24 protein-coding genes, 2 tRNA genes and 1 pseudogene are annotated in these 26,692 nt (G+C 68.1%); 12 read left to right on the forward strand and 15 right to left on the reverse strand.

Going from position 1 to position 26,692, the window contains the following annotated elements; genetic code table 11:
• Complete coding sequence (locus tag Q0M60_RS09415) at positions 1 to 1,524, reverse strand: MFS transporter (RefSeq protein ID WP_296818593.1); 1,524 nt, start codon at positions 1,522 to 1,524, stop codon at positions 1 to 3.
• Between the two features lie 136 nt (positions 1,525 to 1,660).
• Here Q0M60_RS09415 and Q0M60_RS09420 point away from each other — a divergent pair, with 136 nt between their 5' ends.
• Together Q0M60_RS09420 and Q0M60_RS09425 are read left to right on the forward strand one after the other, a co-directional pair.
• On the forward strand, positions 1,661 to 2,656 hold the full coding sequence (locus Q0M60_RS09420; RefSeq protein ID WP_296818595.1) for an aldo/keto reductase: 996 nt from the start codon (positions 1,661 to 1,663) through the stop codon (positions 2,654 to 2,656).
• Positions 2,653 to 4,170, forward strand: a complete 1,518-nt coding sequence (locus tag Q0M60_RS09425; protein WP_296818598.1) for a tryptophan halogenase family protein — start codon at positions 2,653 to 2,655, stop codon at positions 4,168 to 4,170. The genes Q0M60_RS09420 and Q0M60_RS09425 overlap by 4 nt, the downstream gene beginning before the upstream one ends.
• Positions 4,171 to 4,268: 98 nt before the next feature.
• Here Q0M60_RS09425 and Q0M60_RS09430 read toward each other — a convergent pair.
• A tRNA-Ser gene (locus tag Q0M60_RS09430) sits at positions 4,269 to 4,358 on the reverse strand.
• Between the two features lie 123 nt (positions 4,359 to 4,481).
• Between Q0M60_RS09430 and msrA the strand changes: the two genes are divergently transcribed.
• The 5 genes from msrA (at position 4,482) to upp (ending at position 8,630) form a co-directional block, all read left to right on the forward strand.
• The gene (gene msrA / locus Q0M60_RS09435; protein WP_296818600.1) at positions 4,482 to 5,099 is read left to right on the forward strand and encodes a peptide-methionine (S)-S-oxide reductase MsrA; all 618 of its coding nucleotides are present in this window, start codon (positions 4,482 to 4,484) and stop codon (positions 5,097 to 5,099) included.
• 2 nt (positions 5,100 to 5,101) lie between these two features.
• The gene (locus tag Q0M60_RS09440) at positions 5,102 to 5,446 is read left to right on the forward strand and encodes an MmcQ/YjbR family DNA-binding protein (RefSeq protein WP_296818601.1); all 345 of its coding nucleotides are present in this window, start codon (positions 5,102 to 5,104) and stop codon (positions 5,444 to 5,446) included.
• 67 nt (positions 5,447 to 5,513) lie between these two features.
• Positions 5,514 to 6,770, forward strand: coding sequence for a GTP cyclohydrolase II (locus tag Q0M60_RS09445; RefSeq protein ID WP_296818603.1), 1,257 nt, complete (start codon positions 5,514 to 5,516; stop codon positions 6,768 to 6,770).
• Complete coding sequence (locus Q0M60_RS09450; RefSeq protein WP_296818605.1) at positions 6,757 to 7,989, forward strand: URC4/urg3 family protein; 1,233 nt, start codon at positions 6,757 to 6,759, stop codon at positions 7,987 to 7,989. The genes Q0M60_RS09445 and Q0M60_RS09450 overlap by 14 nt, the downstream gene beginning before the upstream one ends.
• 11 nt (positions 7,990 to 8,000) lie before the next feature.
• Positions 8,001 to 8,630 (forward strand): uracil phosphoribosyltransferase, encoded by a 630-nt coding sequence (gene upp / locus Q0M60_RS09455; RefSeq protein WP_296818645.1) that lies wholly within the window; start codon positions 8,001 to 8,003, stop codon positions 8,628 to 8,630.
• Here upp and Q0M60_RS09460 read toward each other — a convergent pair.
• From Q0M60_RS09460 to Q0M60_RS09475, 4 genes are all read right to left on the reverse strand, one after another.
• On the reverse strand, positions 8,627 to 9,094 hold the full coding sequence (locus tag Q0M60_RS09460; RefSeq protein ID WP_296818607.1) for a DUF1203 domain-containing protein: 468 nt from the start codon (positions 9,092 to 9,094) through the stop codon (positions 8,627 to 8,629). The genes upp and Q0M60_RS09460 overlap by 4 nt on opposite strands.
• Before the next feature lie 69 nt (positions 9,095 to 9,163).
• Positions 9,164 to 9,778, reverse strand: a complete 615-nt coding sequence (locus tag Q0M60_RS09465; protein WP_296818609.1) for a BA14K family protein — start codon at positions 9,776 to 9,778, stop codon at positions 9,164 to 9,166.
• Positions 9,779 to 9,844: 66 nt separating this feature from the next.
• On the reverse strand, positions 9,845 to 11,653 hold the full coding sequence (locus Q0M60_RS09470; RefSeq protein WP_296818611.1) for a DUF885 family protein: 1,809 nt from the start codon (positions 11,651 to 11,653) through the stop codon (positions 9,845 to 9,847).
• Between the two features lie 96 nt (positions 11,654 to 11,749).
• Positions 11,750 to 12,109 (reverse strand): VOC family protein, encoded by a 360-nt coding sequence (locus Q0M60_RS09475; RefSeq protein WP_296818613.1) that lies wholly within the window; start codon positions 12,107 to 12,109, stop codon positions 11,750 to 11,752.
• Positions 12,110 to 12,234: 125 nt separating this feature from the next.
• On the opposite strand from Q0M60_RS09475, the gene Q0M60_RS09480 reads away from it, so the two are divergent.
• Together Q0M60_RS09480 and Q0M60_RS09485 are read left to right on the forward strand one after the other, a co-directional pair.
• Positions 12,235 to 14,100 (forward strand): monovalent cation:proton antiporter-2 (CPA2) family protein, encoded by a 1,866-nt coding sequence (locus Q0M60_RS09480; RefSeq protein ID WP_296818615.1) that lies wholly within the window; start codon positions 12,235 to 12,237, stop codon positions 14,098 to 14,100.
• The gene (locus Q0M60_RS09485) at positions 14,097 to 14,798 is read left to right on the forward strand and encodes a DUF599 family protein (protein ID WP_296818616.1); all 702 of its coding nucleotides are present in this window, start codon (positions 14,097 to 14,099) and stop codon (positions 14,796 to 14,798) included. The genes Q0M60_RS09480 and Q0M60_RS09485 overlap by 4 nt, the downstream gene beginning before the upstream one ends.
• A 120-nt stretch (positions 14,799 to 14,918) precedes the next feature.
• On the opposite strand, the gene Q0M60_RS09490 is transcribed toward Q0M60_RS09485, so the two are convergent.
• Positions 14,919 to 15,707, reverse strand: coding sequence for an N-formylglutamate amidohydrolase (locus Q0M60_RS09490; RefSeq protein WP_296818619.1), 789 nt, complete (start codon positions 15,705 to 15,707; stop codon positions 14,919 to 14,921).
• Positions 15,708 to 15,823: 116 nt separating this feature from the next.
• Between Q0M60_RS09490 and cpdR the strand changes: the two genes are divergently transcribed.
• A complete protein-coding gene (gene cpdR / locus Q0M60_RS09495) occupies positions 15,824 to 16,180 on the forward strand; it encodes a cell cycle two-component system response regulator CpdR (protein ID WP_296818622.1) in 357 nt (118 codons plus the stop codon).
• Positions 16,181 to 16,245: 65 nt separating this feature from the next.
• Positions 16,246 to 16,320: transfer RNA gene (locus tag Q0M60_RS09500), tRNA-Val, on the forward strand.
• Here Q0M60_RS09500 and Q0M60_RS09505 read toward each other — a convergent pair.
• The 5 genes and pseudogenes from Q0M60_RS09505 to motA all read right to left on the reverse strand — a co-directional run bounded on the left by Q0M60_RS09505 (position 16,321) and on the right by motA (position 22,032).
• Positions 16,321 to 18,399 carry an exostosin family protein gene (locus Q0M60_RS09505; protein WP_296818624.1) on the reverse strand — a complete coding sequence of 693 codons (2,079 nt, stop codon included), beginning with the start codon at positions 18,397 to 18,399 and terminating at the stop codon, positions 16,321 to 16,323. It abuts the tRNA gene before it with no gap.
• 118 nt (positions 18,400 to 18,517) lie between these two features.
• A complete protein-coding gene (locus Q0M60_RS09510) occupies positions 18,518 to 18,898 on the reverse strand; it encodes a DUF6491 family protein (RefSeq protein ID WP_296818626.1) in 381 nt (126 codons plus the stop codon).
• Positions 18,899 to 18,949: 51 nt separating this feature from the next.
• Positions 18,950 to 20,725: pseudogene (mnmD, locus tag Q0M60_RS09515) on the reverse strand (tRNA (5-methylaminomethyl-2-thiouridine)(34)-methyltransferase MnmD).
• A 74-nt stretch (positions 20,726 to 20,799) separates the two neighbouring features.
• Complete coding sequence (locus tag Q0M60_RS09520) at positions 20,800 to 21,054, reverse strand: hypothetical protein (protein WP_296818628.1); 255 nt, start codon at positions 21,052 to 21,054, stop codon at positions 20,800 to 20,802.
• A 105-nt stretch (positions 21,055 to 21,159) separates the two neighbouring features.
• Complete coding sequence (gene motA, locus Q0M60_RS09525; protein WP_296818631.1) at positions 21,160 to 22,032, reverse strand: flagellar motor stator protein MotA; 873 nt, start codon at positions 22,030 to 22,032, stop codon at positions 21,160 to 21,162.
• Between the two features lie 818 nt (positions 22,033 to 22,850).
• On the opposite strand from motA, the gene rpoH reads away from it, so the two are divergent.
• Positions 22,851 to 23,738: an RNA polymerase sigma factor RpoH gene (gene rpoH, locus Q0M60_RS09530; RefSeq protein ID WP_296818633.1), complete on the forward strand. Its 888-nt coding sequence runs from the start codon at positions 22,851 to 22,853 to the stop codon at positions 23,736 to 23,738.
• Here the strand turns inward: rpoH and Q0M60_RS09535 are convergent.
• From Q0M60_RS09535 to Q0M60_RS09545, 3 genes are all read right to left on the reverse strand, one after another.
• Positions 23,735 to 24,547: a response regulator gene (locus tag Q0M60_RS09535; RefSeq protein ID WP_296818635.1), complete on the reverse strand. Its 813-nt coding sequence runs from the start codon at positions 24,545 to 24,547 to the stop codon at positions 23,735 to 23,737. The two genes, rpoH and Q0M60_RS09535, sit on opposite strands and share 4 nt — an antisense overlap.
• Positions 24,548 to 24,590: 43 nt before the next feature.
• The gene (locus tag Q0M60_RS09540; RefSeq protein ID WP_296818637.1) at positions 24,591 to 25,886 is read right to left on the reverse strand and encodes an adenylosuccinate synthase; all 1,296 of its coding nucleotides are present in this window, start codon (positions 25,884 to 25,886) and stop codon (positions 24,591 to 24,593) included.
• 61 nt (positions 25,887 to 25,947) lie between these two features.
• Positions 25,948 to 26,565, reverse strand: coding sequence for an acyloxyacyl hydrolase (locus Q0M60_RS09545; protein WP_296818640.1), 618 nt, complete (start codon positions 26,563 to 26,565; stop codon positions 25,948 to 25,950).
• Positions 26,566 to 26,692: the final 127 nt, after the last annotated feature.

Consider the following 26,692-nt stretch of genomic DNA (forward strand, 5'->3'; position numbering starts at 1 on the left):
TCACGTGGGGCTGGAAGCCGATGACGACGGGCGCGCCACGGGGTCCGAGACTGCGTAACAGCAGACGGCGGCCGCGAACATCGATCCGGCCCCCATCGCCAGGGCAAACATCGGATTGTCCCCAAAAAGACGCTGGACCAGCAGGCCGAGAATGGTCGCGGCGACGAGTTGAGGGATCACGATGAAGAAGTTGAAGATGCCCATATAGACGCCCATCTTGCGGGCCGGCAGCGCGCCGGCGAGGATCGAATAGGGCACTGACAGGATCGAAGCCCAGGCGATCCCGACGCCGATCATGCTCACCCACAGCAAGGCCGGGTCGCGGATGAACCAGAAGGACAGCAGGCCCAGACCGCCGAGGCTCAGGTTGATCGCGTGAGCGCTCCGGCGGCCGACCCGCGCGGCCAGCAACGGAATGGCGAAGGCCGCGAGCGCAGCGACCCCGTTATAGGCGCCGAACAGGACGCCCACCCAATCCGCGCCCGTGTTGTAGGCGACCGAGGTCGTGTCGGTCGTCTGATAGTGAAAGCTGGTCACGGCCGGTGTCGCGTAGATCCACATGGCGAACAGGGCGAACCAGGAGAAGAACTGCACGACCGCTAGTTGGCGCATCGTGGCCGGCATGGCGGCCATGTCCCCCAGGATCTCGACCAGTCCGTTCGACCTTCCAGCCGCTCTCATGCCGTTGGCGACGATCTGGAGCAGGCCGTAGGCCGCGAGGCCAGCGCCCAGGATGTAGACTTCCTTGTTCAGGTCGGCCCACCAGACGAGACCCGCGAGGACAACACCCGCGAACAGCCACAGCACGCCGCCCGCCGACGAGCGAGGCGAGGTCGCCTCGGCAGTTTCGTTCCCTTCCCCGAGGCGGACACGTCGCGCTGCTTCGAAACGGTCTATCTCCTCGGGGCTGTACTCGCGGCTGAAGATGACCGTCCACATGACGGCGATGAACAGGCAGGCCGCGCCGATGTGAAAGGCGAGGCGGACGGAGTCTGGCACGACGCCCTCGGGCGCCGTGTTCGAGACGTCGAACCAGTTCGACAGCATCCACGGCAACAGCGAAGCGAGGACAGCGCCCACGCCGATGAAGAAGCTCTGCATCGCGAAGCCCTGGGTGCGCTGCTCCTCGGGCAGGTTGTCTCCGACGAAGGCTCGGAAGGGCTCCATGGTGATGTTGATCGAGGCGTCCATCAGCCAGAGCATGCCCGCGGCGATCCAGAGCGAGGGCGACAACGGCATGAAGATGAGCGCGAGTGAAGTCAGGACCGCGCCCCACAGGAAGTAGGGCCGCCGGCGGCCAAACCGGCCCCAGGTCCGGTCGCTCATGTATCCTACGATAGGCTGGACCAGCAGGCCCGTCAGCGGCGCCGCGATCCACAGGATGGCGATGGAATCGACCTCGGCCCCAAGGGTCTGGAAGATGCGGGAAGTGTTGGCGTTCTGGAGGCCGAAGCCGATCTGGATTCCGAGGAATCCGAAGCACATGTTCCAGATCTGCCAAAAGCTTAGCTTGGCCTTCTCCATGTCGCCCCTCCCAAGGTCGATTTCCATGGCGTTTGCGTGAGGTAGTCTGCCTCCAACCCTCGATGGAGACAAACCCTTTGCCCCGGAAGCTGCGCCGTTCTAGCGTTTTCTTTGCAGAAAATTGCGAGATGACCGGATGGCCTGGAACGCCCGCGCCGACCGCTACAAGGGCGGCATCTTCCGCCGCTGTGGTCAAAGCGGGCTGCAGCTGCCGGCGGTTTCGCTGGGGCTCTGGCAGAACTTCGGGTCCGACCAGGATTTCGACAGCCGCCGCGCGATGCTGCGATACGCCTTCGACCAGGGCGTCACCCACTTCGATCTCGCGAACAATTACGGTCCGCCGCCAGGTTCGGCGGAGGAGAGCTTCGGCAGGGCGTTCGATCTGGATTTCCGGCCTTATCGCGACGAGATCATCGTTTCGACGAAGGCGGGTTGGCCCATGTGGCCAGGTCCCCTTGGCGACGGCGGGTCGCGAAAGCACCTGATCGCCAGCCTGGACCAGAGCCTGAAGCGGCTGGGGCTCGACTACGTCGACATCGTCTATTCGCACCGCCGCGATCCCGACACGCCGATCGAAGAGACCATGTCGGCCCTCGCCCAGGCCTGTCGGCAGGGCAAGGCGCTGTACGTGGGCCTCTCCTCCTACGACGCCGAGGACACCCGGACAGCGGCTAGGGTCCTGGCCGAGGAAGGCGTGCGCTTGCTGGTCCACCAGCCGCGGTACTCCCTGCTTGATCGCGAGATCGAGAGCGAGCTGTTCCCGGAACTGGAAGCGCTCGGCCTCGGCTGCATTGTGTTTTCGCCCCTGGCGCAGGGCCTGCTCACCGACAAGCAGATTGAGGGCGCGGCAGAGGGGTCGCGGGCCGCCTCGGCGGTCAACCTGGGCGAGCGCCTGGATCCCGGGATGCGACTCCGCCTCGGGGCGCTGGCGCGGATCGCTCGCGAGCGTAGGCAGACCCTGGCGCAGATGGCCGTCTCCTGGACGCTGCGTGACCCGGTGGTGACCTCCGCCATCGTCGGCGCGCGCACGCTCGAACAACTCTCCGAGACCTTGACCGCGCGTGAGAAGACCGACTTCTCGGTGGAGGAACGGCGGGCCATCGACGACGCGTTAGGGGGAGCTGACCGTTGACCGTTGAGAGAGACACGCGGCCGATCCAGTCGGTGCTGGTCGTGGGGGGAGGCACCGCCGGCTGGATGGCCGCGGCGGCCCTGAAGCGGGCTCTGGGTCCGGACCGCGAAGTGCGGCTGGTCGAATCCGATGAGATCGGCATCGTCGGGGTGGGAGAGGCGACCGTTCCCGCCATCCGGCAGTTCAACGCCCTGATCGGCCTGGACGAGGCCGAGTTCATGCGGGCCACCCAGGCGACCTTCAAGCTGGGGATCCAGTTCGTCGACTGGGGGCGAAAGGGTCACACCTATTTCCATCCCTTCGGCGCCTTTGGTCTGGGGACCGACCTGGGGGGGTTTCACCAGGGCTGGCTCGCGGCGCGCGCCGAGGGGCTGAACACCCCGATCGAAGCCTACTCCCTCTGCGCCCAGGCGGCGCGCAAGGGCAAGATGGCGCGCCTCGAGCCCGACCCGCGCTCGCCGCTGCAGGCGTTTCACTCCGCCTATCATTTCGACGCCTCCCTTTACGCGCGTTATCTGCGCGGCTTCTGCGAGCGCCTCGGGGTCGAGCGGATCGAAGGCAAGATCCTCGACGCCGACCTGCGCCCTGACGGCTTCGTCGCCGGCGTCAGGCTCGCTGACCAGCGCGTCCTTGAGGCCGATCTGTTCATCGACTGCACCGGTTTCCGGGGGCTGCTGATCGAGCAAAAACTCCATGCGGGCTACGAGGAATGGTCGCACTGGCTGCCGATGGACCGGGCCATCGCCGTGCCGTGCGCCCGGGTCGATCCGATCACGCCCTATACGCGCTCGACGGCGCGCGAAGCTGGCTGGCAGTGGCGTATCCCGCTCCAGCACCGGACGGGCAACGGCTACGTCTTTTGCAGCCGTTTTCTGAGCGAGGACGAAGCGGCGTCGGATCTGCTGGGCGCGCTGGACGGGGACGCCCTGGCCGAGCCGCGCGTCCTGCGCTTCACCACGGGCCGCCGCCGGAAGTTCTGGGACCGGAATGTCGTGGCGCTCGGGCTGGCGTCAGGCTTCATCGAGCCTCTGGAATCGACCAGCATCCACATGATCCAGTCCGGCGTGACGCGCCTGCTTCAGCACTTCCCGGACCGGTCGTTCTCCCAGACGAACATCGACACCTACAACGCCCGGGCCGTCGCTGAGGCGGAGCTGATCCGCGACTTCGTGATCCTGCACTATCACGCGACCCAGCGGGATGACGCGCCGCTCTGGCGGGAAGTGGCGGCCATGCCGATACCGGAGACCTTGCGCCAGCGTGTCGAAATCTTCCGCGACCGTGGCCTGCTGATCTCATCGTCGGACGAGCTGTTCTCCCACACGTCATGGTGCGCGGTGATGCTGGGCCAGGGCATCCAGCCGATCAGCCACAACCCGCTTTACGCCAGACAGGGCTCAGCCGGGAAAGCGTCCCTCTCACGCGTTGAGAGGCAGGTGGCCGAAGTGACGGACCGGATGGTGTCCCATCAGGAGTTCCTGAAAGCCAACAACCTGCTCAGCGCCCCGGCCTGAGCCTTGCATCAACGGCTGATTAGATTAGGCCGCTATTTAGGTTGCTCCAACCCGCCTATCCGCAACCCGACGAATAGTAACGAGAAACCCAGAGAGGCTGGCGGACAGAGAGGGATTCGAACCCTCGATAGGCTTGCACCTATACACGCGTTCCAGGCGTGCGCCTTCAACCACTCGGCCACCTGTCCATACCAGCGCGCGGGGCGGGCGGCGAAGCGCCCGTCGCGGCAGGAGGCGGGGGAATATAACGACGGGGCCCAGTGGGCAAGCGCCGCGGGCGATCCCATATTGGCGCCGAAGGAGTTTCAGCCATGTCCGACGCCCCCACCGGCCGCCCCGATCCGATCCCCACCGATGAGGTCCATTTCGTCAATGGCCGTCCCCTGAAGGGACCCCATCCCGAAGGCTTCGAGACCGCCGTCTTCGGCATGGGCTGTTTCTGGGGCGTGGAGCGGGTGTTCTGGAAGCTGCCGGGCGTCTGGGTCACGGCTGCCGGTTATGCGGGCGGGGTGACGCCGAACCCGACCTACCAGGAGGTCTGCGGCGGCAAGACGAACCACGCCGAGGTGGTGCAGGTCGTCTTCAACCCGGCCGAGATTTCCTATGAGGAGCTGCTCAAGGTGTTCTGGGAGAACCACGACCCCACGCAAGGGAACCGCCAGGGCAACGACATCGGCACCCAGTACCGCTCGGCCATCTACTACGCCGACGAGGCCCAGCGCCGCGCCGCCGAGGCGTCGCGCGACGCCTATCAGCAGGCGCTCCAGGCCAAAGCGCACGGCCGGATTACGACCGAGATCGCGCCCATGCCGCCCTTCTATTTCGCCGAGGGCTATCACCAGGCCTACCTGGCCAAGAACCCGGGCGGCTACTGCGGCATCGGCGGCACGGGCGTGACCTGCCCGACCGGCCTGGAAGCGGACGCCTGAGCATGGACCGGGAGGGGGTGAAGGCTGTCTGTCTGGCCCTGCCCGGCGTTACGCTCGACCATCCGTGGGACCCGGGTCATGACGCCTACAAGGTCGGCGGCAAGATGTTCGCCGTGGTCGGCGGCTTGGGGAGCCTGTCCTTCAAGGTGTCCGACATCGCCTTCGAGGTGCTGACCGAGTCGGGCCGGGCCGCGCCCGCGCCCTACATGGCGCGCGCCAAGTGGGTGCAGCTGGAGACGCCCGACGCCTGGCCGGACGATGAGCTGGCCGAGCACCTGCGCATCGCGCACGGCATCATCGCGTCCAAGCTTCCCAAGAAGCAGCAGGCGGCGCTCGGGCTGATCTGAACTCCCGCTTGCCAGCGGCCCCGGATGGTGTCTGACTGAGCGGTTCCTTCGGGGACTCGCACCACGCATGACTTCAAACCGCAGCGGCCATATCCGCCTCAACTCTCACCCCGGGGGCGGCGCGGCCAGCCGCTTTCCCATAAACTGGGGCGCGCCGACCGCGCGCGAGCGCGGGCCGGTGGTCGGCACGGTCAACGCCGGCTCGGACCGCAACGCCATCGGCGCGCACGGCGGAGCCTATTCGGTCTATCGTGCCCTAGCGGTGTCCTCGGGCGCCATGTCGGCCAACAACCGGCCGGACCTCACCAACACCTCGCCGACCACGCCGGTCGGGCCGTTCCCCCAGTGGATGGACGGATCGAAGATCGTTTCGCTCGATCCGTGGGGCGCGCGGGTGGCGGAGGACTTCGCCGAGGAGATCGCCGAGGGCGTCGACATCCGCCCGACCATCGCCGTGACCAAGGCGCGGCTGCAGCTCGGCGAGATCAACGAGGCCATCGCGGCCGGCCGCATCCAGGTCGACGGGCAGATCGTGCACGAAAGCGGCGACGTGGCGGTGACCAAGGCGGCCATCGATCCGGTCTGGTGGCTGCCCGGCATCGCCGAGCGCTTTGGCGTGACCGAGACGGCGCTGCGCCGCACCCTGTTCGAACAGACCGGCGGCATGTACGCCGACCTCGTCACCCGGCCGGACATCAAGGTCTTTCTGCCGCCGATCGGGGGTATCACCCTCTATATCTTCGGCGACGCCGACGCGATCGCGGACCCGAAGCGCAGCCTGACCTGCCGGGTCCACGACGAGTGCAACGGCTCGGACGTCTTCGGCTCGGACATCTGCACCTGCCGGCCATACCTGACCCACGGCATCGAGGAGTGCGTGCGCGAGGCCCAGGCCGGAGGCGCGGGCCTGATCGTCTACAATCGCAAGGAAGGCCGCGCGCTCGGCGAGGTGACCAAATTCCTCGTCTACAATGCGCGCAAGCGCCAGCCGGGCGGGGACCAAGCCGCGACCTATTTCGAGCGCACCGAATGCGTCGCCGGCGTGCAGGACGCGCGCTTCCAGCAGCTGATGCCGGACGTGCTCCACTGGCTGGGGGTGACGCGGATCGACCGCTTCATCTCCATGTCGAACATGAAACACGACGCGCTTGCCTCATCGGGCATCGAGATCGTCGAGCGGGTGCCGATCCCCGACGAGCTGATCCCGCCGGACGCCTCGGTCGAGATGGAGGCCAAGAAGGCCGCGGGCTACTTCACGCCCGAAGGCGCCAAGTCCGCCGAGGAGCTGACCCGCGTGGTGGGCCGCGATCTTGAGAAGTTCTGAGGAAGCGGCGGCCCGCCGCCTGCTGAGCGCCGCCGCCGTCCGCGAGCGGGCGCATGAGATGCTGGAGATCGGCCTCACGGGCGGTCTCGATCACTGGCGCGTCGACCTCGACCGGCTGCCGGAGACGGCGGCCTTCGTGGCCGAGGTGATCCGCGACCAGTATCCGGACCTGAAGGTCCCGTTCCACGCGCGCTGGCGGCACTTCGTCTTCGGCGGGCGGGACCTGTGGGCTGAACTCGCTCTGGCGGCGGGGGAGGGGACCGACGCGCGGGCGCGGACAGCCTTCGACCAGGCCATCGTCTCGGTCCTGCTCGACGCGGGCTCGGGCCCCGGCTGGCGCTATCGCGACGCGCCAACGGGGATCGAGGCGGCGAGGTCCGAGGGTCTGGCGCTCGCCTCGCTGCGCATGTTCCAGGCCGGGGCCTTCGCCGGTCCGGAGGGGAGCCTCAAGGCAACCGCCGCGGGCTTGCAGGGCCTGACCGCCGAGGGACTGGCCGAAGGATTCCAGGTGTCCGCTGACAACCCGCTGGCGGGACTGGAGGGCAGGGCGGCCCTGTTGCGCAGGCTCGGCCATCAGGTCGCGGCGCGGCCAGACCTGTTCGCGCTCGGCCACGATCCGCGGCCCGGCGGCCTCTACGACACCATGAAGGCGCGCGCGTCCGATGGCCGGGTTCCCGCGCCGGTGATGCTGGAGGTGCTGCTGGAGGCGCTCGGCCCGGTCTGGCAGGACCGGCTGACGCTCGGCGGGATCGATCTCGGGGACACGTGGCCGCATCCGGCGCTGAGGCGCGACGACGCAACCGACGGCCTGGTCCCCATCCACAAGCTCAGCCAGTGGCTCAGCTATTCGCTGGTCGAGCCGCTGCAGGCGGCGGGGCTGGAGGTGGTCGACCTCGACGGCCTCACGGGCCTGGCCGAATATCGTAACGGCGGCCTCTTCCTCGACATGGGCGTTCTGGCGCTGAAGGACCCTGGCGACGCGGCGCGCGACTGGCCTGTGTCCGATCCGCTGGTGGTCGCCTGGCGGTCGATGACCGTCGCCCTGCTCGACCGCATCGCGCCCTTGGTCCGCGCCGAACTGGGCGTCACGGCCGAGCAGATGCCCCTGGCCAGCGTGCTCGAGGGCGGCACCTGGGCGGCCGGGCGGCGCGTCGCGGCGCGGCTGCGCGACGGCGGCGGTCCGCCGCTGAAGATCATTTCGGACGGCACGGTGTTCTGATGGAGACGACGATGGACGGCGTGACGGTGGTCGGCCACCCCCTGGTCCAGCACAAGCTCGGTCTGATGCGGAGGAAGGAGACCTCGACCGCCCAGTTCCGCCGGCTCCTGCGCGAGATCTCGACCCTGCTCTGCTACGAGGTTACCCGCGACCTGCCGCTGGAGCCCAGCGACATCGAGACCCCGGTGGGCCCGACGACGGCCCAGCGGCTGGCCGGCAAGAAGCTGGTTCTGGCCCCCATCCTTCGCGCCGGCGTCGGCCTGCTGGAAGGCATGCTCGACCTGATCCCGGCCGCCCGCGTCGCCCACATCGGCCTCTACCGCGACCCCGAGACGCTGGTCGCGGTCGAGTATTACTTCAAGGCGCCCGAGGACATCGCCGACCGCCTGGTCATTGTCATCGACCCCATGCTCGCCACCGCCAACACCGCCGTCGCCGCCATCGAGCGGCTGAAGGAGCGCGGCGTCACCAACCTGCGGATGGTCTGCCTCGTCGCCTCGCCCGAGGGCCTGGAGCGCATCAAGGCCTACCACCCCGACGTCCCCGTCTGGACCGCCGCCATCGACGAGCGCCTGAACGACCACGGCTACATCGTGCCGGGCCTGGGCGACGCGGGGGACCGGCTGTTCGGGACGCGCTAGACGCGCTCCGTCCGCGCCGCATAGCAGCCGCGCCGGGCGTAGTGGATCTGCACATAGGCTGTGTCAGGCCGCGTGAGCATGGGCAGCAGCAGGCGCTCGGCCTGCGCGCCCTCGATCAGATCGGCGTCGATCATCCGGTGGGCGGCGTCGAAGGCCCTCAGGGACAGCGTGCGTCGCCGGAGCGCGGGCGGGATCTCCCCCACGCGATCGAAGGCCGTCTCGGCGCCTTCCTCGACGAAGATGGCATGGCGGCTGCGGTAGGGCGTGTCAGCCGGCTGGTGCTCATGGTTCAGCAGCAGCGCCCAGCCGCCCGGGGGGATGTCATCCAGCCCGATCCGGCATGGCGCGGCGTGCGGCTGGTCCACCCGCACCCGCTCGACCCCTCGCGCCGCCAGTTCGGCGTCGCTCAGGCCGTAGAGCGGGCGGAAGAGGTCCGGCGATAGGCCGATGATGCGAAAGTCCATAACGGGCTCCTGGAGTTCGGGTGCCCGTCATGGCCGATCGTGAGTGGGGCGTCTTCCCGCCCCTTGCCGTCAATACATCCGGCAGTAGCGCCGATAGCCGTCGTTATGGAGGTAGGTGCCTGACCGCCAGTCAAAGGACCGGTAGCGGCTCTGGCACCAGCGCCGCCAGCTGTCGTCGTAGCGGTACCGGTTGTAGTAGTCCCGGTCGTCCGTGGTGCCGACGATGTTCACGCCCAGCGCCGAGCCCAGAATGGTCAGGGCCAGGGCGGTGCCGGCGTCGACACCATAGCCGTTGCCGTAGCCATAGGTGCTGCCGTAACCGTAGCCGTTTCCGTAGTTGTTGTAGTGCCGACCATAGTCGTAGCCGTACCGGTTGTAGTCGTACTGGCCATAGCGATTGTAGCCGTACTGGCCATAGTCGTACGGGTTGTACTGATACCGGTTGTCGTAGCCGTACCGGTACGGGTCATAGCGGTAGTACCGCTCGTAATCGTCCCGGTTTTGCTGTTGTTCGATCCGGCGACGGCATTCGCTGAAGCTTTCGCCCCGGTAGCAGTCGCCCCGGTACTGGGTCGCGATGACCGATGACGAGGCCGCGGTAGTCGCGGATGTGCCGGCGGACGCAGGCGCCGCCAGGCCGATGAAGGCGGCGCCGGCCGCCAGGGTGGTGATGAGTCTGCGCATTCGGAGCTCCTCTCAGCCGAAGGCTCCCCCTGAGCAGACCCAAACGTGGTTATCGGAGAAAGGCTCCTAAGGCGCCGCTTGGGTTTCGATCCAGGCGTCGATCCGATCCTCCAGCACGTCCATCGGCACCGGTCCGCCCAGCAGCACCGCGTCGTGGAAGAGCCGCACGTCGAAACGGTCGCCCAGACGCTCTTCAGCGCGGCGGCGCAGGCGCAGGATGGTCAGCTCCCCGATCTTGTAGGCTAGGGCCTGACCCGGCCAGGAGATGTAGCGCTCCAGCTCGGTCTGGATGTTCAGCTCCGACAGGGCCGAGTTGTCCCGGAAGCAGGCTCGAGCCTGTTCGATGTCCCAGCCCATCCAGTGAATGCCGGTGTCGGCCACCAGCCGGCAGGCGCGCCACATCTCGTAGGACAGGCGGCCGAACCGCTCATACGGCGTGCGGTAGATGCCCATCTCGTAGCCGAGGAATTCCGAATAAAGGCCCCAGCCCTCGACGAAGGCGGTGGCGTCCCCGTTCCGCCGGAACCAGGGCTGGTCGCCCAGCTCCTGTTGCAGGGCGATCTGGTGGTGGTGGCCCGGAACGGCCTCGTGCAGCGTCAGGGCCGGCAGTTCATAGAGACCTCGCTGGTCGAGGCTTGAGGTGTTGACCAGGTAGCCCCCGGCAATGCCGTTCACCAGGCTGCCGGGGTTGTAGCGGCCGGTGGTGTAGTTGGCCTCGATCTCCTGGGGCACCGGCCGCACGCCGTAGGGCAGGCGGGGCAGGGTGTTGAACAGGGCCGGCATCTGGTCGTCCGCGCGCTTGGCGATGTCGCGGGCGTGCATCATCAGTTCCTCGCGCGACTGGGCGTAGAACTGCGGATCGGTTCTCAGGAAGGTCAGGAAATCGGCGAAGGAGCCGGTCCAGCCCGCCGCCGCCATCTCGGTCTGCATCTCGGCGCGGATGCGCGCCACCTCCGACAGGCCCAGCTGGTGGATCTCATCGGGCGTCATGCCCGTGGTGGTGTACCAGCGCGCCGCGAACGCATAGGCCTCGCGCCCTCCCGGTCGATTGCCGAGTCCGATGGCATTGGGCTCTGCTGGGGACGCGGCGAGGTACTCGTCGCGCATGAAGGCCGCCCAGCGCTGACGGGCCGGCATGATCTCCGCGGCGATGATGGCCTCCGCCCGGCTCCTGATCTCGGCCCAGTCCGCCTCGCTGATCGCGGCGGGCCGCTGGGCGAACGGGCGCAGCAGCGGGTCGTTCGCCGGCGTGAAGGCCGCCGCGGCCGCCGTCGAGGTCACCACGCGGTCGGCGATGATTCGGGGCTGGACCATGCCCGTTTCGATGCCACGTCGGGCGTCGGCCAAGGCGTTGTCATAAAGCGTCGAAAGGCCGCCCAGCCGCGCCAGCCAGGCCTCGGCGTCCGCGCGCGTGGCGATACGGGTCGATGAGGCGAGGTAGCCCGCGAGCGTCTCGACCCCGCCTTCGGAATCGAAGGCCAGGCGGCCCTGGTCCAGCTCGATCCGCTCCAGATCCAGAGCCACCGAGCGAGTCAGCAGGGCATGGTTCAAACGCTCTTCAGCGTTCAGCCCGCCCAGGTCCACGGCCGCCAGCCGGTCACGGAACTCCCCCAGAGGCGCGCGGGCCGCCAGCTCCGCCTCTCGGCTGGTGTCCGGAAGGCGAGACAGGGCTTCGCGGTCGCCTTCCGAGCCGGCGGTGATGGGATCCATCGACCGCGCCCAGGCCTCGTAGTCTGACACGATGTCCGAGAAGGCCTGCGAAGCCTGCGACTGCTCAGCCGCCGCCGGTTCCTGCGCGGCCAGGGCGGGCGCTACGGCCATCCCCACCGTCAGCGCCAGCACGCTCGCCGCCGCGATCCCGCTCCAAGGCTTCATGTCGTCCCTCCCGAACTGAAGACGCCACGCTAGCGCTCCGCCCTGCGCGCGCCAACTCCGCATCGTGGCGCGGCTGTGGCGCGGACCAGCCGTCAATCAGCCCGGCGGCTGCCACAGTTCGATGGGATTGCCCTCAGGGTCATGGATGCGGGCGAAACGGCCAACCTCGGGGGTGGCGTCCCATTCGTCCTTGGTGATGACCTCGATGCCCGCAGCGCGCAACAGGGCCAGCAGGCCGTCCAGGTCGTCGACGCGCAGGTTCAGCATCCAGCTCTTGTCGGCGGCGAAATAGTCGCTGTCCGCCTTGAAGGGCGAGAACACCGTGGGGCCGGCCTGTTGGGGCCAGAGATAGACGCCCTCGGGCGCGCCGACGCCCAGATGCTCCAGGTACCAGGCCGCCAGCGCCTTGGGGTCCTTGGACCTGAAGAAAAAGCCGCCGATGCCGGTCACTGCCATGGGTTCGTCCTCCGTCGACGGCCACTCTGGGCGCCGCCCCGAGGCTTGTCCAGCGAAGCGCGCGGCGCCGGCTCGCCCCGATCGCAATCCCCGCCTATATCTGCGGGACAGGGCAGGGGACGCGCATGGCTGAGGCGAGCGGGACGGAGCTGGGCCAGGTGGTGGCGCTTCTGGCCACGGCGGTCGTGGCCGTGCCCATCTTCCGCAAGCTCGGCCTGGGCTCGGTGCTCGGTTATCTCGCCGCGGGCCTTCTGATCGGGCCCTTCGGGCTGCGCCTGTTCACCGACCCCGAAGCCATCCTGCACACCGCCGAACTCGGGGTGGTGATGCTGCTCTTCATCATCGGCCTGGAGATGCGGCCGAAGAAGCTGTGGAGCCTGAGGAAGGAGATATTCGGTCTCGGCCTGGCCCAGGTGGCGGCCGCCACCGGCCTGCTGACGCTGCTGGGAGTCGTGTTCGGCCTGCCGCCCGTCGTGGCCCTGATCGCCGGCGCCGGGTTCGTGCTGTCATCAACGGCGGTCATCATGCAGATGCTGGATGAGCGTGGCGAGCTGCTGGAACCCCAAGGCCAGCGCGCCGTGTCGATCCTGCTTCTGGAAGACCTGGCCATCGTGCCGCTGCTCGCGCTGGTCGCCTTCCTTGGTGCCGCTGCCGGCAATGCGGACGCGGAAACCGCTCGGCCGCTGTGGATGACGATAGCCACAGGGCTGGGCGTCATCCTCGCGGTGGTTCTGGCCGGCCGGTATCTGTTGAACCCACTGTTCCGCATCCTCGCCAACACCGGCGCACGCGAGGTGATGACGGCCGCCGCCTTGCTTGTCGTGCTCGGCGCGGCCTGGTTCATGGATCTTGGCGGCTTGTCCATGGCCATGGGCGCCTTCCTGGCGGGCGTGCTGCTCTCTGACTCGACCTTCCGGCACCAGCTGGAGGCCGATGTCGAGCCGTTTCGGGCGATCCTGCTCGGGCTTTTCTTCCTCAGCGTCGGCATGTCGCTCGACGTTTCGGTGGTGGTCGGCGCCTGGCAGGTGATCCTGCTCTGGCTGGCCGGCTTCATGGCTGTCAAGGCCGTCGCCATCTATGGCGTGGCTCGCCTGTTCCGCGCCGCGCACAACGAGGCGCTGGAGCGCGCGGCGCTGTTCGCCCAGGGCGGCGAGTTCGCTTTTGTCCTCTATGGCGCCGCGCTGGCGGTCGGGATTTTCGACCCGCGCGTCAGCGCCATGATGACCGCAGTGGTCATCCTGTCGATGGCCTTCACACCCCTCGTGACCCTGTTCGTCACCCGCTTCCTGCTGCGCGACAAGCCTGTGTCGATTGACGACATCGACGGCGTCGAGCGCGCCGAGGGTCTGCGTGAGCGGGTCTTGGTCATCGGTTTCGGTCGCTTCGCTCAGGTGGCGTCACAGGCCCTGCTGGCCCGGGACGTCGACGTCTCCATCATCGACAGCGACGTGGAGATGATTCAGGCGGCCGGGAACTTCGGCTTCAAGATCTACTACGGCGACGGCTCCCGACTGGACGTCTTGCGCGCCTCGGGCGCCGCGACCGCAGAGGCCATCCTCGTCTGCGTCGACAAGCCGGAGGTTTCCGACCGCATAGTGGAGTTGGCCCGGTCGGAGTTTCCGCTGGCCCGCCTCTACGTCCGAGCCTTCGACCGGGGCCACTCGCTGCGCCTGGTCGCGGCCGGCGTAGACTATGAGCTGCGCGAAACCTTCGAGTCGGCCTTGCGCTTCGGCGGCAAGGTGCTGTCCGACCTCGGCCTGAGCGAAGAGGAGGTCGCCGAGACCGTGGCCGACGTCCGCCGCCGCGACGAGGAGCGGTTCGAGGCCCAGCTGACAGGCGGCCTCGCGGCCGGCCGATCTCTCCTGCGCAGCAACATGGTGACGCCCGAGCCCGAGCCCTACATGCCGCCCAAGCGCGAGGCGCAGGCCCTCAACCAGGAAACCGCCGTGGTGCTAGAGGAGGACCAGGTCCGCGAGGAGGCGGCCCGATGACCGACTGGACCTTCGGCCTGTCCTGGCTGGACGCGGCGGCGCTGGCGATCTTCCTCGCCTGCTGGCTCGGCTATGGGCCCTTCCTGCGCACCCTGGCGCGGGGCGGCGTGCTCAACCTCGACATGGACGCGGTCCGGCACGCCTGGATGCGGGCGATGTGCGCGCGCGAAAGCCGCATCGTCGACGGCCAGCTGCTCGGCCACACCATCAACTCGGCTTCCTTCTTCGCCTCAGCGAACCTGATCCTCATCGCGGCGGTCGGCGGCGTGCTCTTTGGTGGCGAGGGCGCGCTGCAGACTGTGGCGGGCGTGGTCATCGAGGCGCCCGCGCGCGTCATCGAGGCCAAGCTGGCGCTGATCGTCGTCTGCCTGTCGCGGGGCATGCTCGACTTCATCTGGGCCATCCGCCAGCTCAACTATTCGGTCGCTCTGATCGGCGCCGCCCCGGACGCCGAGGCCGATCCGCAACGCAACCGTGACTACGCCGACGCCGCGGCCGAGGTGCTCAACCCCGCCATTGCCGGGTTCAACCGCGGCGTGCGGGCCTATTATTTCGCGCTTGCGGCAGGGGCGTGGTTGGTAAGTCCGTTGTTCCTGGCGCTCGGCGCGCTTGCGGCGGTCGCATTGCTGGCCTGGCGCCAGATGAAGTCCCCCGCGTCGCTCGGGATCAGCAGGGCGCGTCGGCTGCTCGGCGTCTGATTTTTTGCAGGTGCGAAAAAAACTGCTTGCGCGTTGTGCGGTGCGGCGTATCCTGACCTCGCCCTGATTGGGCGTTTCCTCCCAAATGACTTCCAGCCGCGCTTTCGGGCGCGGCTTTTTTTATTCGGCGGCCGCCGAACGCGGCGCGAGCGCGAGGAGCGCCGTCGCCACTTCCGCCACTTCGGACTTAAGGGCCGCGAATTCGGGGCGCGGCTCCAGGGTCGTCTCGTCGAGATACATCGACCGGTCGATCTCGACCTGCAGCGCGTGAAAGCCGTCACGCGGCCGGCCCCAGGTCTGGGTGACGAAGCCCCCCGCGTAAGGCCGATTCAGCGCCACCGTTCGTCCGTGCTCCTCGAACACGGCCCGGGCCTTGGCGGTGACCGCCGGGTCGCAGGCGCGGCCGTGCAGGTCTCCGAGCACGATGTCCGGCCGCCGACCGCTTCTGCGGGCTTCAGCCTCCGCTGCCTGCGAGGGCATGGAATGCCAGTCGACCAGCACCGCCCGTCCGTGCCGGGCGCGAGTCTCGTGCATCAGTTCGGCCAGGATCGCATGATAGGGCGCGTGCGCCTCGGCCAACCAAGTCCGGGCTTCCTGCATGGACAGGCGCCGCCGATGGATCGGCTCTCCGACCGCCGTCAGTCGGGGGATCACGCCGAGGCCTGCCTGAACCCTCGACGTGCGGCCGGCGCCGCCGTCAACCAGCAAGGGGTCGAGCTCTTCCGGAGCCCGGTTCACATCCACGAAGGCCCGCGCCACGACCGCGCTGAGCGTCGTCACGCCCGCGCCCTGTATCAGCTGGTCGACCAGCGGATCCTCGAGGCTGCGCAGGGCGCGCGGATCGACCCTGGCCAGCTCCGCCAGCGCTTCGGGAATCCGCCGCCCGGCGTGGGGCGCCGCAAAGATCACAGGTCCCGCCCGTCGAGCGCGCGCCACATGATAGGGGCTTGGCGTATCGCCGCTTTTCATTCTCGATTTACGCCCGGCGGGTTACGGTCCGCGTCTGACTTTAGGGGCAAGGTCGCGTGGCGCACATCCTTTTGGCTGAAGACGACGGCTCTCTGCGCGGATTCCTGGCGCGTGCGCTCGAGAAGGCGGGCCACTCCGTAGTGTCCTGCGAGAACGGCGACGACGCCATCGACGCTCTCGACGCGGGCCCCTACGACCTGCTCCTGACCGACATCGTCATGCCCGGCGCCGACGGCATCGAGGTCGCCCGCATCGCGGCGCAGCGCCAGCCGGGCGTGCGGATCATGTTCATCACCGGCTTCGCAGCCGTGGCTCTGTCAGCGGCCCAGGCTTCGCCCCAGGCCAAGGTCCTGAACAAGCCCATCCACCTGCGCGACATCGTCGCCGAGGTGGACCGCATGATCGCCGCCTGACACCTCTTGCGGCGGGCGAAGCGCCCGGGCTATAGACCCGCCTCCGCTTTCCGAAGCGGCCCCGGGGACGCGTAGCTCAGCGGTAGAGCACTACGTTGACATCGTAGGGGTCACAGGTTCAATCCCTGTCGCGTCCACCATCATTCAGCTGCGGCCGTAGAGGCGAGCGGCCGTGCGTCCAGCCACTGCATAAGGTGCTCACTCACGCGGCTCGTAACGCGCTGGCGCTCGTCGGCCAGGAGCCGGGGGCGCCGGAAGAGATCCGCCAGGCGCTGCTGGGTGGAGACATAGGCGTCGAGGAACTCGAGCGTCGGCTGGAACCCCATCACCTTCTCGGCCGCCTCGGACGGGGTCAGGCCGTGGACGTTCAGCATGGCGCCCCCTGCCAGCTTCAGGGCGCGATGACATTCGCCGGCGAAGTAGATCGGCGCCGCCTGACAGGCCAGGGCGTCGAACAGCTTTTCGGTCACATATTGCCGCTGATGGGTGTTCTCGATCGCCGAGACCATGAACGACCGCCCGTCGAGACGACTGAGCTTGTCCAGATGCCAGTCGGGCAGGTCCTGGCGCCGGAGGTCGGATCCGTCCCATCCCTTTCCGTCGCGGAGCACGCCGGGTCCGTCGCACAGCTGGGCCAGGCGGGTCCGGTAGGCGCTCAGCCCCCGGACATCTGTCTGGGGAGGCTGAACGTCATAGACCTTCTTGTCGCGATGCTCGGCCATGAAGGCGGCGCGGATCGGCGCGCGGCTCCATAGCTGTGCGTAGTGCTGTGGAGCTTTCCGCGCGTTTCGGGCGAAGACGTGGCCGTAGCGGACGAAATAGAGATCGTCCGTGGTCAGGAAGTAGGGGATCACCTCGAACTCGAAGGCGTCGCCATTCGTATGGTTGAGACGGCGGAACGGGAGGCGGCGGCCGCCGCGCGTCATCATCGACTCGGCGCGGAACAGATCGGTCGACCAGACCGTGTCCCACAGAGGCTCTTCGGACACGACCGCCAGGACGGGGCGGTTGGAGCGTTGATGAAGGTCCCAGACGGCGTCGAAGTTGTCCCGAATGTCGATCTCGAAGCCAACGACCACGAGGTCCGCTTCGCGCGGGCTGTCGACATAGTCGAAGCGGCCAGCGAAGAGCTGCCGATAGGCCGGATAGGAGAGCGGCGTTCGATGCCCGTGCCGGCCGAACAGGCAGACCCGTGGCCGATTGCGAATTGTCGCGGGTGCGGCGGCGGGACGGGGCCGGACCGCCGCCTGGCTCGCCTCGACAGCCAGGGCGCGGATGTCGTGAATGAAATTCCCGGGGCCGTAGAGCGACCACAACTGGCGCAGGGCGCGTCGTTTGCGCGCGATGGCCGCGGGATCCGAGGCGAGCTCAGCGAGGCGGTCAGGCAGGACCTTGACTGCGTCCTCCGTCTCGTCGCACGCGACGGCCGCCTCCGCCCAGAGGGCCGCCGGGCCGGGAAGGGCGGCGGTGTCCGAGAGCAGGACCGGGATTGAGCCGAACCCGAGGGCTTCCCACAGCCGGATCGAACTGGGGCCCGCGCCGGACGGGCACAGGGTGAAGGTCGACCTGCGCAGGGCGCGCTTGAACTGCGCCTCGGCCTCGGCGTCGGTGAGGGCCTGGGGGTCCACCTCCAGACGCCGGATCTGGTGGTCATAGACCGCCCGCTGATAGTGCCAGCGGTCCCGAAGCACCACCAGGCCGCGGGGGTCGCGCTGAAGATGGTCGGCGATCCAACGCCGGACGTCGGTGAGGTACCAGGTGTTCTGCACCGCCCCGATGAAGTTGAAGAGGATCGGGCGGGTCTCGTCCTCTTCGTGCTCGCGCGCCCTCGGGGCCTGGACCGGATAAAGAGGGAATGGATGGATGCGAATGGCCCGGTTGCCGGTCCAGCGCGGCCGGCCCCTGGCGGCATGACTCCAGAACACGTCGGTGATGCCGACCAGATCGAACAGATGCTTGAATTCCTGCATCCGGACATGCTGGCAGGTGGTCACCCGGCGGACCCTGCGTTTCGCAGTCGCCGCGAACGCGTCGAGTTGCGCCAGCAGGTCCGCGGCGTCTTCGGGCCGCGATCCAAGGCGGTCGATCAGGGTCGCCCACGGAAATGCGAAATAGCCGACGCCCTCCGCCTTCAGGCCGGAGGCGCGCACCATCTCGAACGCGCGCTGCTCGGTGATGGCGGGATACTGCCAATCGCCATCGTGCCGGTACTCGAGCAAGGGCCCCCCGCGCCTGCCGTCGCGGACAGCGATCCGCTACGGCAGACTAGGCGGCGGTCTGACGGATTATCGAGCGACCTCGGGTCGTAATCCTTCAAGAATTACAACTTACAAGGGGTCAGGGCAGGTCCCTCGGGTTGAGGGCCGCAACCTCGGCGTCAGTCAGCCGGCGCACCCCAGTGACCGGGCAGGTCGTCGTCCCGCGTCCGATATCCGGGACGATGAGTTCGGCGTCAAAGCCGGAGCAGACGCTGGAGCCGCCGCCGGTCGGGCGGATACCGATCGACTGGGACCAGTCGACGTTGCCGCACGAGAAAGTGTCCAGGCGGAAAACCTCGTCACGGCTGGTGCGCACATAGACGACCCGATTTTCCGACGAGGCGAAGGAGTCGACCTCGCTGGCGAAAAAGCACTCGCGCGGTTGGCGCGGGCCATCCATCGCGGTGGGCGCGCAAGCGGTGGCGAGAAAGAGCGCGCCGAGTGCGAGAGGGGTTCTCATGTCAGGCTCCTGTTCATGACAAGGCAACGGTTCAACCCACGAAAGGTCGGGTCAACCCCCGGACGTCGAGGGTCGCATGGGCTCGGTCAGGGAGGCAAGCTGCGCAGGGAGGGGCGACGGCGAACCGACGACGGCCGCCGCCAGATGCTCGGCCAGCAGCGGGGCCCAGGCGAAGCCGCGGCCGCCAAGGCCGCCGAGCGTCCAGACGCCCTCGCCCAGGGCCCCGCACAGGGGGAGATGATCCGATGTGGTCGCCCGAACGGCCGCCCGCGCCGTGGTCTGCAACTCGGTCAGTTCCCGGGCAAGCGCCGGCATGACCGCCTGGAGCTTTGAGAGGAGCGAGGAGGTGTCCTCGGGATCGATTTCGACGTCAGAGCGTCCACGATCATGGGTCGCGCCGACCAGCGTCCCCGACCGTGTCGGCACACAATAGCCGGATCCCCAGACGGCGGGCGGTGTGCGAAGCCCTTCGGTCCAGAAGAGTTGACCGCGCACCGGTCGGAGATTGGTCAGGCCCAGGGCCGCGGTCCCCCAGCCGGCGGTCAGGATGATCGCATCGGCCTCCAGGCGTTGGTCTCCGTTGAGGCGGACCGCAGGGCGCGCGCCAGGCTGGACGCCGATGACCCGCCCGCTTCGAATGTCGGTTTCCGCGAGTCAGGCGCGCAGCAGGGTCGGCGGTTCGACTACGAGGGCGTCGGCCATCAGCAGACCGGTTCGCGATGTGTCCTCGCCAAGGATGGCGGCCGCTGAGCGGGCGTCCACGGGACGCAAGGCAGCCTCGGGCCAGAGAGGCTGCGCGGCGATCCGCGCCAGGCGGGCGGCGTCCCGCTCATCCCGCGCCAGGCGCAAGACCCCCTCGGTCAGCACCGCGTCGGCGGCTTCGCGCCGATAGATATCTACGGCTCTGAGAAAGGCCTGGGCGCCGAGGGCGGCGACGGGACCTCTGCCTGCGTCCAGACGGGGCGTAACAAGCGCCGCCGGCGCGCCTGACGCCCCGGCGCCGGGCTCCTCGGCTTCGACCACCAGCGGTTCCACTCCGTGGCGTCGAAGCGCGCGGACGACCGCGGCTCCCGCCACGCCCGCTCCGACGACGATCACGCTTGGCAGGGGTGAAGCGGTCCTGACGGCTCCAGCCAGGCGGGCCTCCAACCTCTCGCGCTTGCGGCCGAAGCCTGCCACCTTCGAGACGTCGAAGCCGTTCGCGGCCAGCCCGCGGCGAACCGCGCCCGCAACCGTGAAGGTCGCCAGCCGGGCGTCCGGCGCAGAACGCGCGGCGATCAGGCCCAGCACCTCCTCGCGCCACATGTCCGGATTGGACGAGGGCGCAAAGCCATCGAGGAACCAGGCGTCGGCCCGGCCCTGCCAGCCCTGAAGCATCTCGGCCGCGTCGCCGTGACCGATGTCCAGCGTCGCGTTCCAGGCGGGCAGGTCGATGCGATGAAATCCGGGCGTCGGCTTCGGCCACTGGTCGAGCAAGGCCTCGGAAATCCCGGCCAACTCAGGCCAGGCGGCATGGGCGCGGGCGGCGTCGGCGCGCAGCAGAGGGTGAGCCTCGACGGAAAACACATGGAGGCGCGCGCCCGGCTCACGGGTCCGGCGCCACAGGTCGAGCGTGGCCATGATGTTCAGGCCAGTCCCGAACCCGGTTTCGGCCAGTACGTAACGGCTTCGCCCGGACCAGGCTTCAGGCAGACCGCACCCGCCCAGGAAGACCGCCCGCGTTTCCTCAAGCCCCCCTTCCGCCGAGAAATAGACATCGCCGAAGACGCGGGAGACCGGCCCTTCGCCGGTCCAGTCGAGTTCAGCGGGCTTGATGGTTTCGGTCACGGTCAGCGCGAATGGAAAAAGGGGCCGCCCGACGGGCGACCCCTTCTAATCCGTTTGCGCGTTGGCGCGTGGGATTACTGGGCCGGAGCCTCTTCGGCCGGGGCTTCGCCTTCCATGGCTTCGCCAGCGGCTTCGGCGGTTTCGCCCGCGGCCATGGCGGCGTCGTCGGCGGCTTCGCCGGCGGTGTCAGCGGCCTCCTCGGCGGCGTCTTCGGCCGACTCGGCGGCCACTTCGGCGTCGTCAGCGGCTTCTTCGGCGGCGGGCTGGCAGGCGGCGACCGACAGGGCGGCGACGCCGATCGAGGCGATCAGGAGCTTACGGATGATCATGAGTGTTCCTTCCCAAGGGATTTTTATCGCGGGCTCATGACACCCGCAGGCGGGAGGTAACGCCGATTTGAACGGCGTAGCAAGCCTAGAATCACGAAGCCGTGATCAGGCGGCGGCCGCCGGCTCGGCCGAGAGGGCCTCTTCGAGCTGGGCGAAAGTAGGCTGGGCGGGGCTGGGGATATCGGTCCGGCCAAGCTCCACGGAGATTTGCGCCGCGTTGCCGTGCAAGTGGGCGACGAGCACCGACTGGATGATCTTGTAGAAGGCGCCTTCCTCCTCGACGATCGCCTTCAGTCGGGCCGCGAGGGGGCCGACGAGACCATAGGCCAGGAAGACGCCGAGGAAGGTGCCGACGAGCGCGCCGCCGATCATGCCACCCAGAATTTCCGGCGGCTCGGTGATCGAACCCATGGTCTTGATGACGCCGAGCACGGCCGCGACGATGCCTAGCGCCGGCAGCGCGTCAGCCATGTTCTGAAGCGCATGGGCCGGGGCCAGCGCCTCATGGTGATGCTTCTCGAGCTGCTTTTCCATGGCGTCCTCGACCTGGTGGGGGTCCTCGAGGTTCATGGTCATCATCCGCAGCGTGTCGCAGATGAAATCGATGGCGAAGTGGTCCTTCATGATCTTCGGGAAGCGGGTGAAGATCGCGGACTCCTTGGGATTTTCGATGTGGCTCTCCAGGGCGATGACGCCCTTGGACTTCATCGTCTTGGTCAGCTGGAAAAGCAGGGAAAGCAGGTCACGGTAGTCCGAGGCCTTCCACTTCGGACCCGCGAAGGTCTTGCCCAGACCACCCAGCGTGCCCTTGATGACCGCGCCGTTGTTCGAGATCAGGAAGGCCGCGATCGCAGCCCCGCCGATGGCCATCATCTCGTGCGGCAGGGCGTGCAGGATTACCCCAAAGTTGCCGCCGGCCAGCATGTAGCTGCCGAAGACCATGGCGAACAGAAGCACGATGCCGATGATCTGGAACATGTAAGGCCCGAACCCGCGTGAGGTCGGCATGGTGAAAGGGAATGCTTAAGGGGAGGTTTTGAGCGAGGGGCCGCACAGGCGTCATGCTCCTCCGGCTCTCGCTTGGAGATTGGGGAGGGCGGTGGAGCGCCGGGCCTTCGCCCGGAGACCGTATGGGTTGTGTGTTTCGGCAAAGGAGACGCTCCGCCGCGGATGTTTTCCCGAAGCCCCTGCTGGGCGCCCTTCGTTAGGGGCTACGCAGCTGTTTTGGCCCCGGACGGCGGGCCCTGGCGCAGCGACCAGGGTCCCGGACCCGACGGGTAATCCGCCCCGCCGCTCAATCCGCTCATCCGCATCCCGCCGCCCGCAGGGTCGCTGGCCTTGCGCCCTCCCCGTGCGACGGGACGGGTGCAGGATAGACGGGCAGCAGGGGACGGGGGTTCAGAGCGCCGTCTTCCCCCGTGGCCCCTGCATCTCGACCGTCATGTCCGGGCTTGTCCCGGGCATCCATCAGTACCGCTGGGCCAAGGCCTGCAACGGACTGAGGTAATGGATCACCGGGACAAGCCCAGTGATGACGGATGTGGGGGGCGGTCGGGAACGCTCGTTTCGAAGGGAGAATCGAACGTCCGTCTTGAAAAAGGACGGACGTGGGTGTATACACCTGTCAGGTGAAGTGGCGCTGGAAAGCCACGGGGCGAACCGATTTCGCCGAGCGTGGCCTTTGAACGGGCGCAACCAATCACCAGATTGTCCGGTTGAGGGGCGAGGCTCGGACGCACAATCCGTGGTCAGGGCCGATCAGCTCGCTCGCAAGGGACGGAAAGACGAGGGGTCCAATGGCCGTTAATTCGATCGCGATCATGTCGCCTGAACAGGGACTGTCGCGCTATCTGACTGAAATCCGTAAGTTTCCCATGCTCAGCAAGGACGATGAGTTCATGCTGGCGAAGCGCTGGACCGAACACCAGGACACCGAGGCCGCCCACAAGCTGGTGACGTCCCACCTGCGGCTCGTGGCCAAGATCGCCATGGGCTATCGCGGCTACGGCCTGCCGATCGGCGAAGTGATCTCCGAGGGCAACGTCGGCCTGATGCAGGCCGTCAAGAAGTTCGACCCGGACAAGGGCTTCCGCCTGGCGACCTACGCCATGTGGTGGATCCGCGCCTCGATCCAGGAATACATCCTGCGCAGCTGGTCGCTCGTGAAGATGGGCACGACCGCGGCGCAGAAGAAGCTGTTCTTCAACCTGCGCAAGGCCAAGAGCCAGATCTCGGCCTTCGAGGAAGGCGACCTGCATCCGGAGCACCTGTCGCAGATCGCGACCAAGCTAGGCGTGACGGAGGACGAGGTCACCTCGATGAATCGCCGCCTGTCGGGCGGCGACGCCTCGCTGAACGCGCCGATGCGCGCGGACGGCGAGAGCGAGTGGCAGGACTGGCTGGCCGACGACAACGCCGTCAGCCAGGAGACGCAGCTGGCGGAGTCGGAAGAGCACACCCTGCGCATGGAGCTGTTGCAGGAGGCCATGCAGGAGCTGAACGAGCGCGAGCGTCATATCCTGACCCAGCGCCGGCTGATCGAGGATCCGCTGACGCTGGAGGAACTGGCCGGCCAGTACGGTGTGTCGCGCGAGCGCGTGCGCCAGATCGAGGTCCGGGCCTTTGAGAAGCTGCAGAAGGCGATGCGCGCCGCCGCCGTGGACCGGCGGCTGGTCGAAGCCTAGGCGGCGCGGCCGCCCGTCTCCGCGCTGCTCTGAGCGATCAGGGCGAGCACCGCCACCGCGGGACCGCGCACCGCCGTGGCGGTGGCTTGGGGCGCGGACGCCGCGCCTTCGAGCTCGGCGGCGTTGACCGCCAGCCGGGTCTGTCCCTTTTCGATGGCGTGCGCCTTCAGGTCGGCGGCCTGGGCGCGGATGGCGCGCAGCGCCTGGGGCGGGTCGCGATCGAACTGGTCAAGCGCGGCCACCAGGATGCGGCGGGCCTGATCGAGCGTGTCGATATGATCCGGCGCGGCGGCGGCGGATTCCTCGCGCCGCTTCTTCGGACCCTTGTAATCGCCCGAGTTGAACCGGCGGCGGTCCGGCCCGACGTAGCCGACGGCCTCCACCCAGTTGCGGGGGCGGGTCGCGACATTAATCACCCGGCGCACGAGATCGCCCGCGGTGAACGGCTTGACCATGAACTCGTGGACGCCGGCGTCACGGGCGCCCTTGATATTGGTGGCCGTGGCCTCTGCGGTGACCATGATGATCGGGACCTGCCGGCTGGCCAGGTGCGAGCGGCGGATGCGCCGGGCCAGGGTCTCGCCGTCAAGGCGCGGGCCGGTGCGCTCCACGAAGATCAGGCTGGGTTCGAAGTCCCGGATCAGCTCCAGCGCCCGCTTCTCGTCGACCTCGACCAGCACCTCGCGGGCGCCCAGGCCCTTCATCAGGTCCGTCAGGAGACGCGAGGCCGCCAGGTTGGCGTCCACGATCATGACGCGCCGCAGGACTGGCTCCAGCCGGGTCAGAATCTTGGGATCGTCGATCAACATGGCCGCTAGCGTAACGGCGCACGGTAAAGATCGGCTTGACGGGCTAGCCCAGGAACGGGTCCCGCACCAGGATGGTGTCCTCCCGCTCGGGGCTGGTGGACAGCAGGGCCAGCGGCGCGCCGATCAGCTCCTCGATGCGGCGCACGTACTTGATGGCGCGCGCGTTGAGGTCCCTGAAGCTCCGCACCGAGGCGGTGCTTTCGCTCCAGCCTTCCATCGTCTCGAACACCGGCTCGGCCTGGCCTTGCGCCTTCAGGCTGGAGGGCAGGTAGTCCAGCACCTCGCCGCCGATGCGGTAGCCGACGCAGATCTTCAGCTCCTTCAGCCCGTCGAGCACGTCGAGCTTGGTGAGCGCGATGCCGTCGATGCCGTTGATGGCCACGGACTGGCGCACCAACACGGCGTCGAACCAGCCGCAGCGGCGCGGGCGGCCGGTGTTGGTGCCGGCTTCGCGGCCGACGGTCGCTAGGTGCCTGCCGATCTCGTCATTGAGTTCGCAGGCGAAGGGGCCTTCGCCGACGCGGGTGGTGTAGGCCTTGACGATGCCGAGCACATAGCCGGGGCCCCTGGGTCCCATGCCTGAGCCCGCCGAGGCCTGACCGGCCACGGTGTTGGACGAGGTGACATAGGGGTAGGTGCCGTGGTCGACGTCGAGGAAGGCGCCTTGGGCCCCCTCGAACAGGATGCGCTTGCCGGCCTTCTGGGCCTGGTCGAGCACGCGCCACGCGGGCCGGGCGTAGGGCAGGATCTTCGGCGCGATCTCCAGCAACTGGGCGAGCAGGGCTTCGGGGTCGATCGGCTCCAGACCCAGACCGGCGCGCAGGGGATCGTGGTGGGCGCGCAGGCGGTCGATCTTGACCCGCAGGTCGTCCTCATTGGCCAGGTCGCAGACGCGGATGGCGCGGCGGCCGACCTTGTCCTCATAGGCCGGGCCGATGCCCCGCCCGGTGGTGCCGATTCTGGCGCCCGGTGCGCTCGCGGCGGCTTCGCGGGCCACGTCCAGCGCCGGGTGGATAGGCAGGATCAGGCAGGCGTTGTCCGCGACCATCAGCACATCGGGCGTGATGCGGACGCCTTGCGCCTCGATCTTCTCGATCTCACCGAGCAGGTGCCAGGGGTCGATGACGACGCCGTTGCCGATGACCGACGGCTTGCCCTGGACGACGCCGGAGGGCAGCAGCGCCAGCTTGTAGACCTTGCCGTCGACGACGAGGGTGTGGCCGGCGTTATGACCGCCCTGGAAGCGGACGACCATGTCGGCCCGGTTCGACAGCCAGTCGACGATCTTGCCCTTGCCCTCGTCGCCCCACTGGGCGCCGACCACCGCGACGTTCGCCAAGACTCATAGCTCCGCTGGAATGCGGCGGCGGTATAGCGGAGGGGAGGGGGCCTGTCGCCCCTCAGCCGCCGAAGCGGTGAACCAGGCGGATGCCGACCTCGTCCAGGCCCTCGTTCTTGCCCTGGTGGAAGATCTGACCGTTGGACAGGTGGACGTAGGACAGTTCGACCGCCGTGGAATCGGTGATCCGCCAGCCGACCGCCAGTTCAGGCTCGAACAGGACCTGGGAGCCGAACTCGATCCGTTCAGAGCGCAGGGCGACGCGGCGGTTGAACTCCTCGGGCGTGATGCCGGGCTCGGCGTAGTCCGGGAAGATGTCGTACCCGTCGTGCACGGCCAGGCCGATGCCGGGCTGGAGATAGAGGCGCCCGTCGTCGGTCAGGGGGACGTGCCAGTTCAGCCCGGCGGCGATGTAGCTGGTGTCACCGGCGGTGTTGCCCGAGACGAAGATGTGGGCGCGTGGACCGCGCATCCAGGACGGGAAACCGTCCAGGCGGTCGGAGCGCCAGCCGAGATGGACGTTCTGGCCGTCTTCCTTGCCGGCGGCGCCGAGGCCCACAGCCTCGCCCAGGAAGGTCACGTCGTGGGCGTAGACCCCGACCATCAGTTCGCCGGCCGCGGCGGGCGCAGCGACAGCCAGGGAGGCGGCCGCGACGGCCAGGGAGACGATCTTGCGCATGAACAGCCCTCGTATGCAGCGAGCGCAGTTATGGCCTGAACCAGGGCGGCGTCAAAGCACCTCTGAATAGGCGCGTTGGAGCCAAGGCAGCAGCGCACGGACATCAGCGGTCTCGACGGTCGCGCCG

Source organism: Brevundimonas sp. (assembly GCF_024711105.1).
In the GTDB taxonomy this organism is placed as follows: domain Bacteria; phylum Pseudomonadota; class Alphaproteobacteria; order Caulobacterales; family Caulobacteraceae; genus Brevundimonas.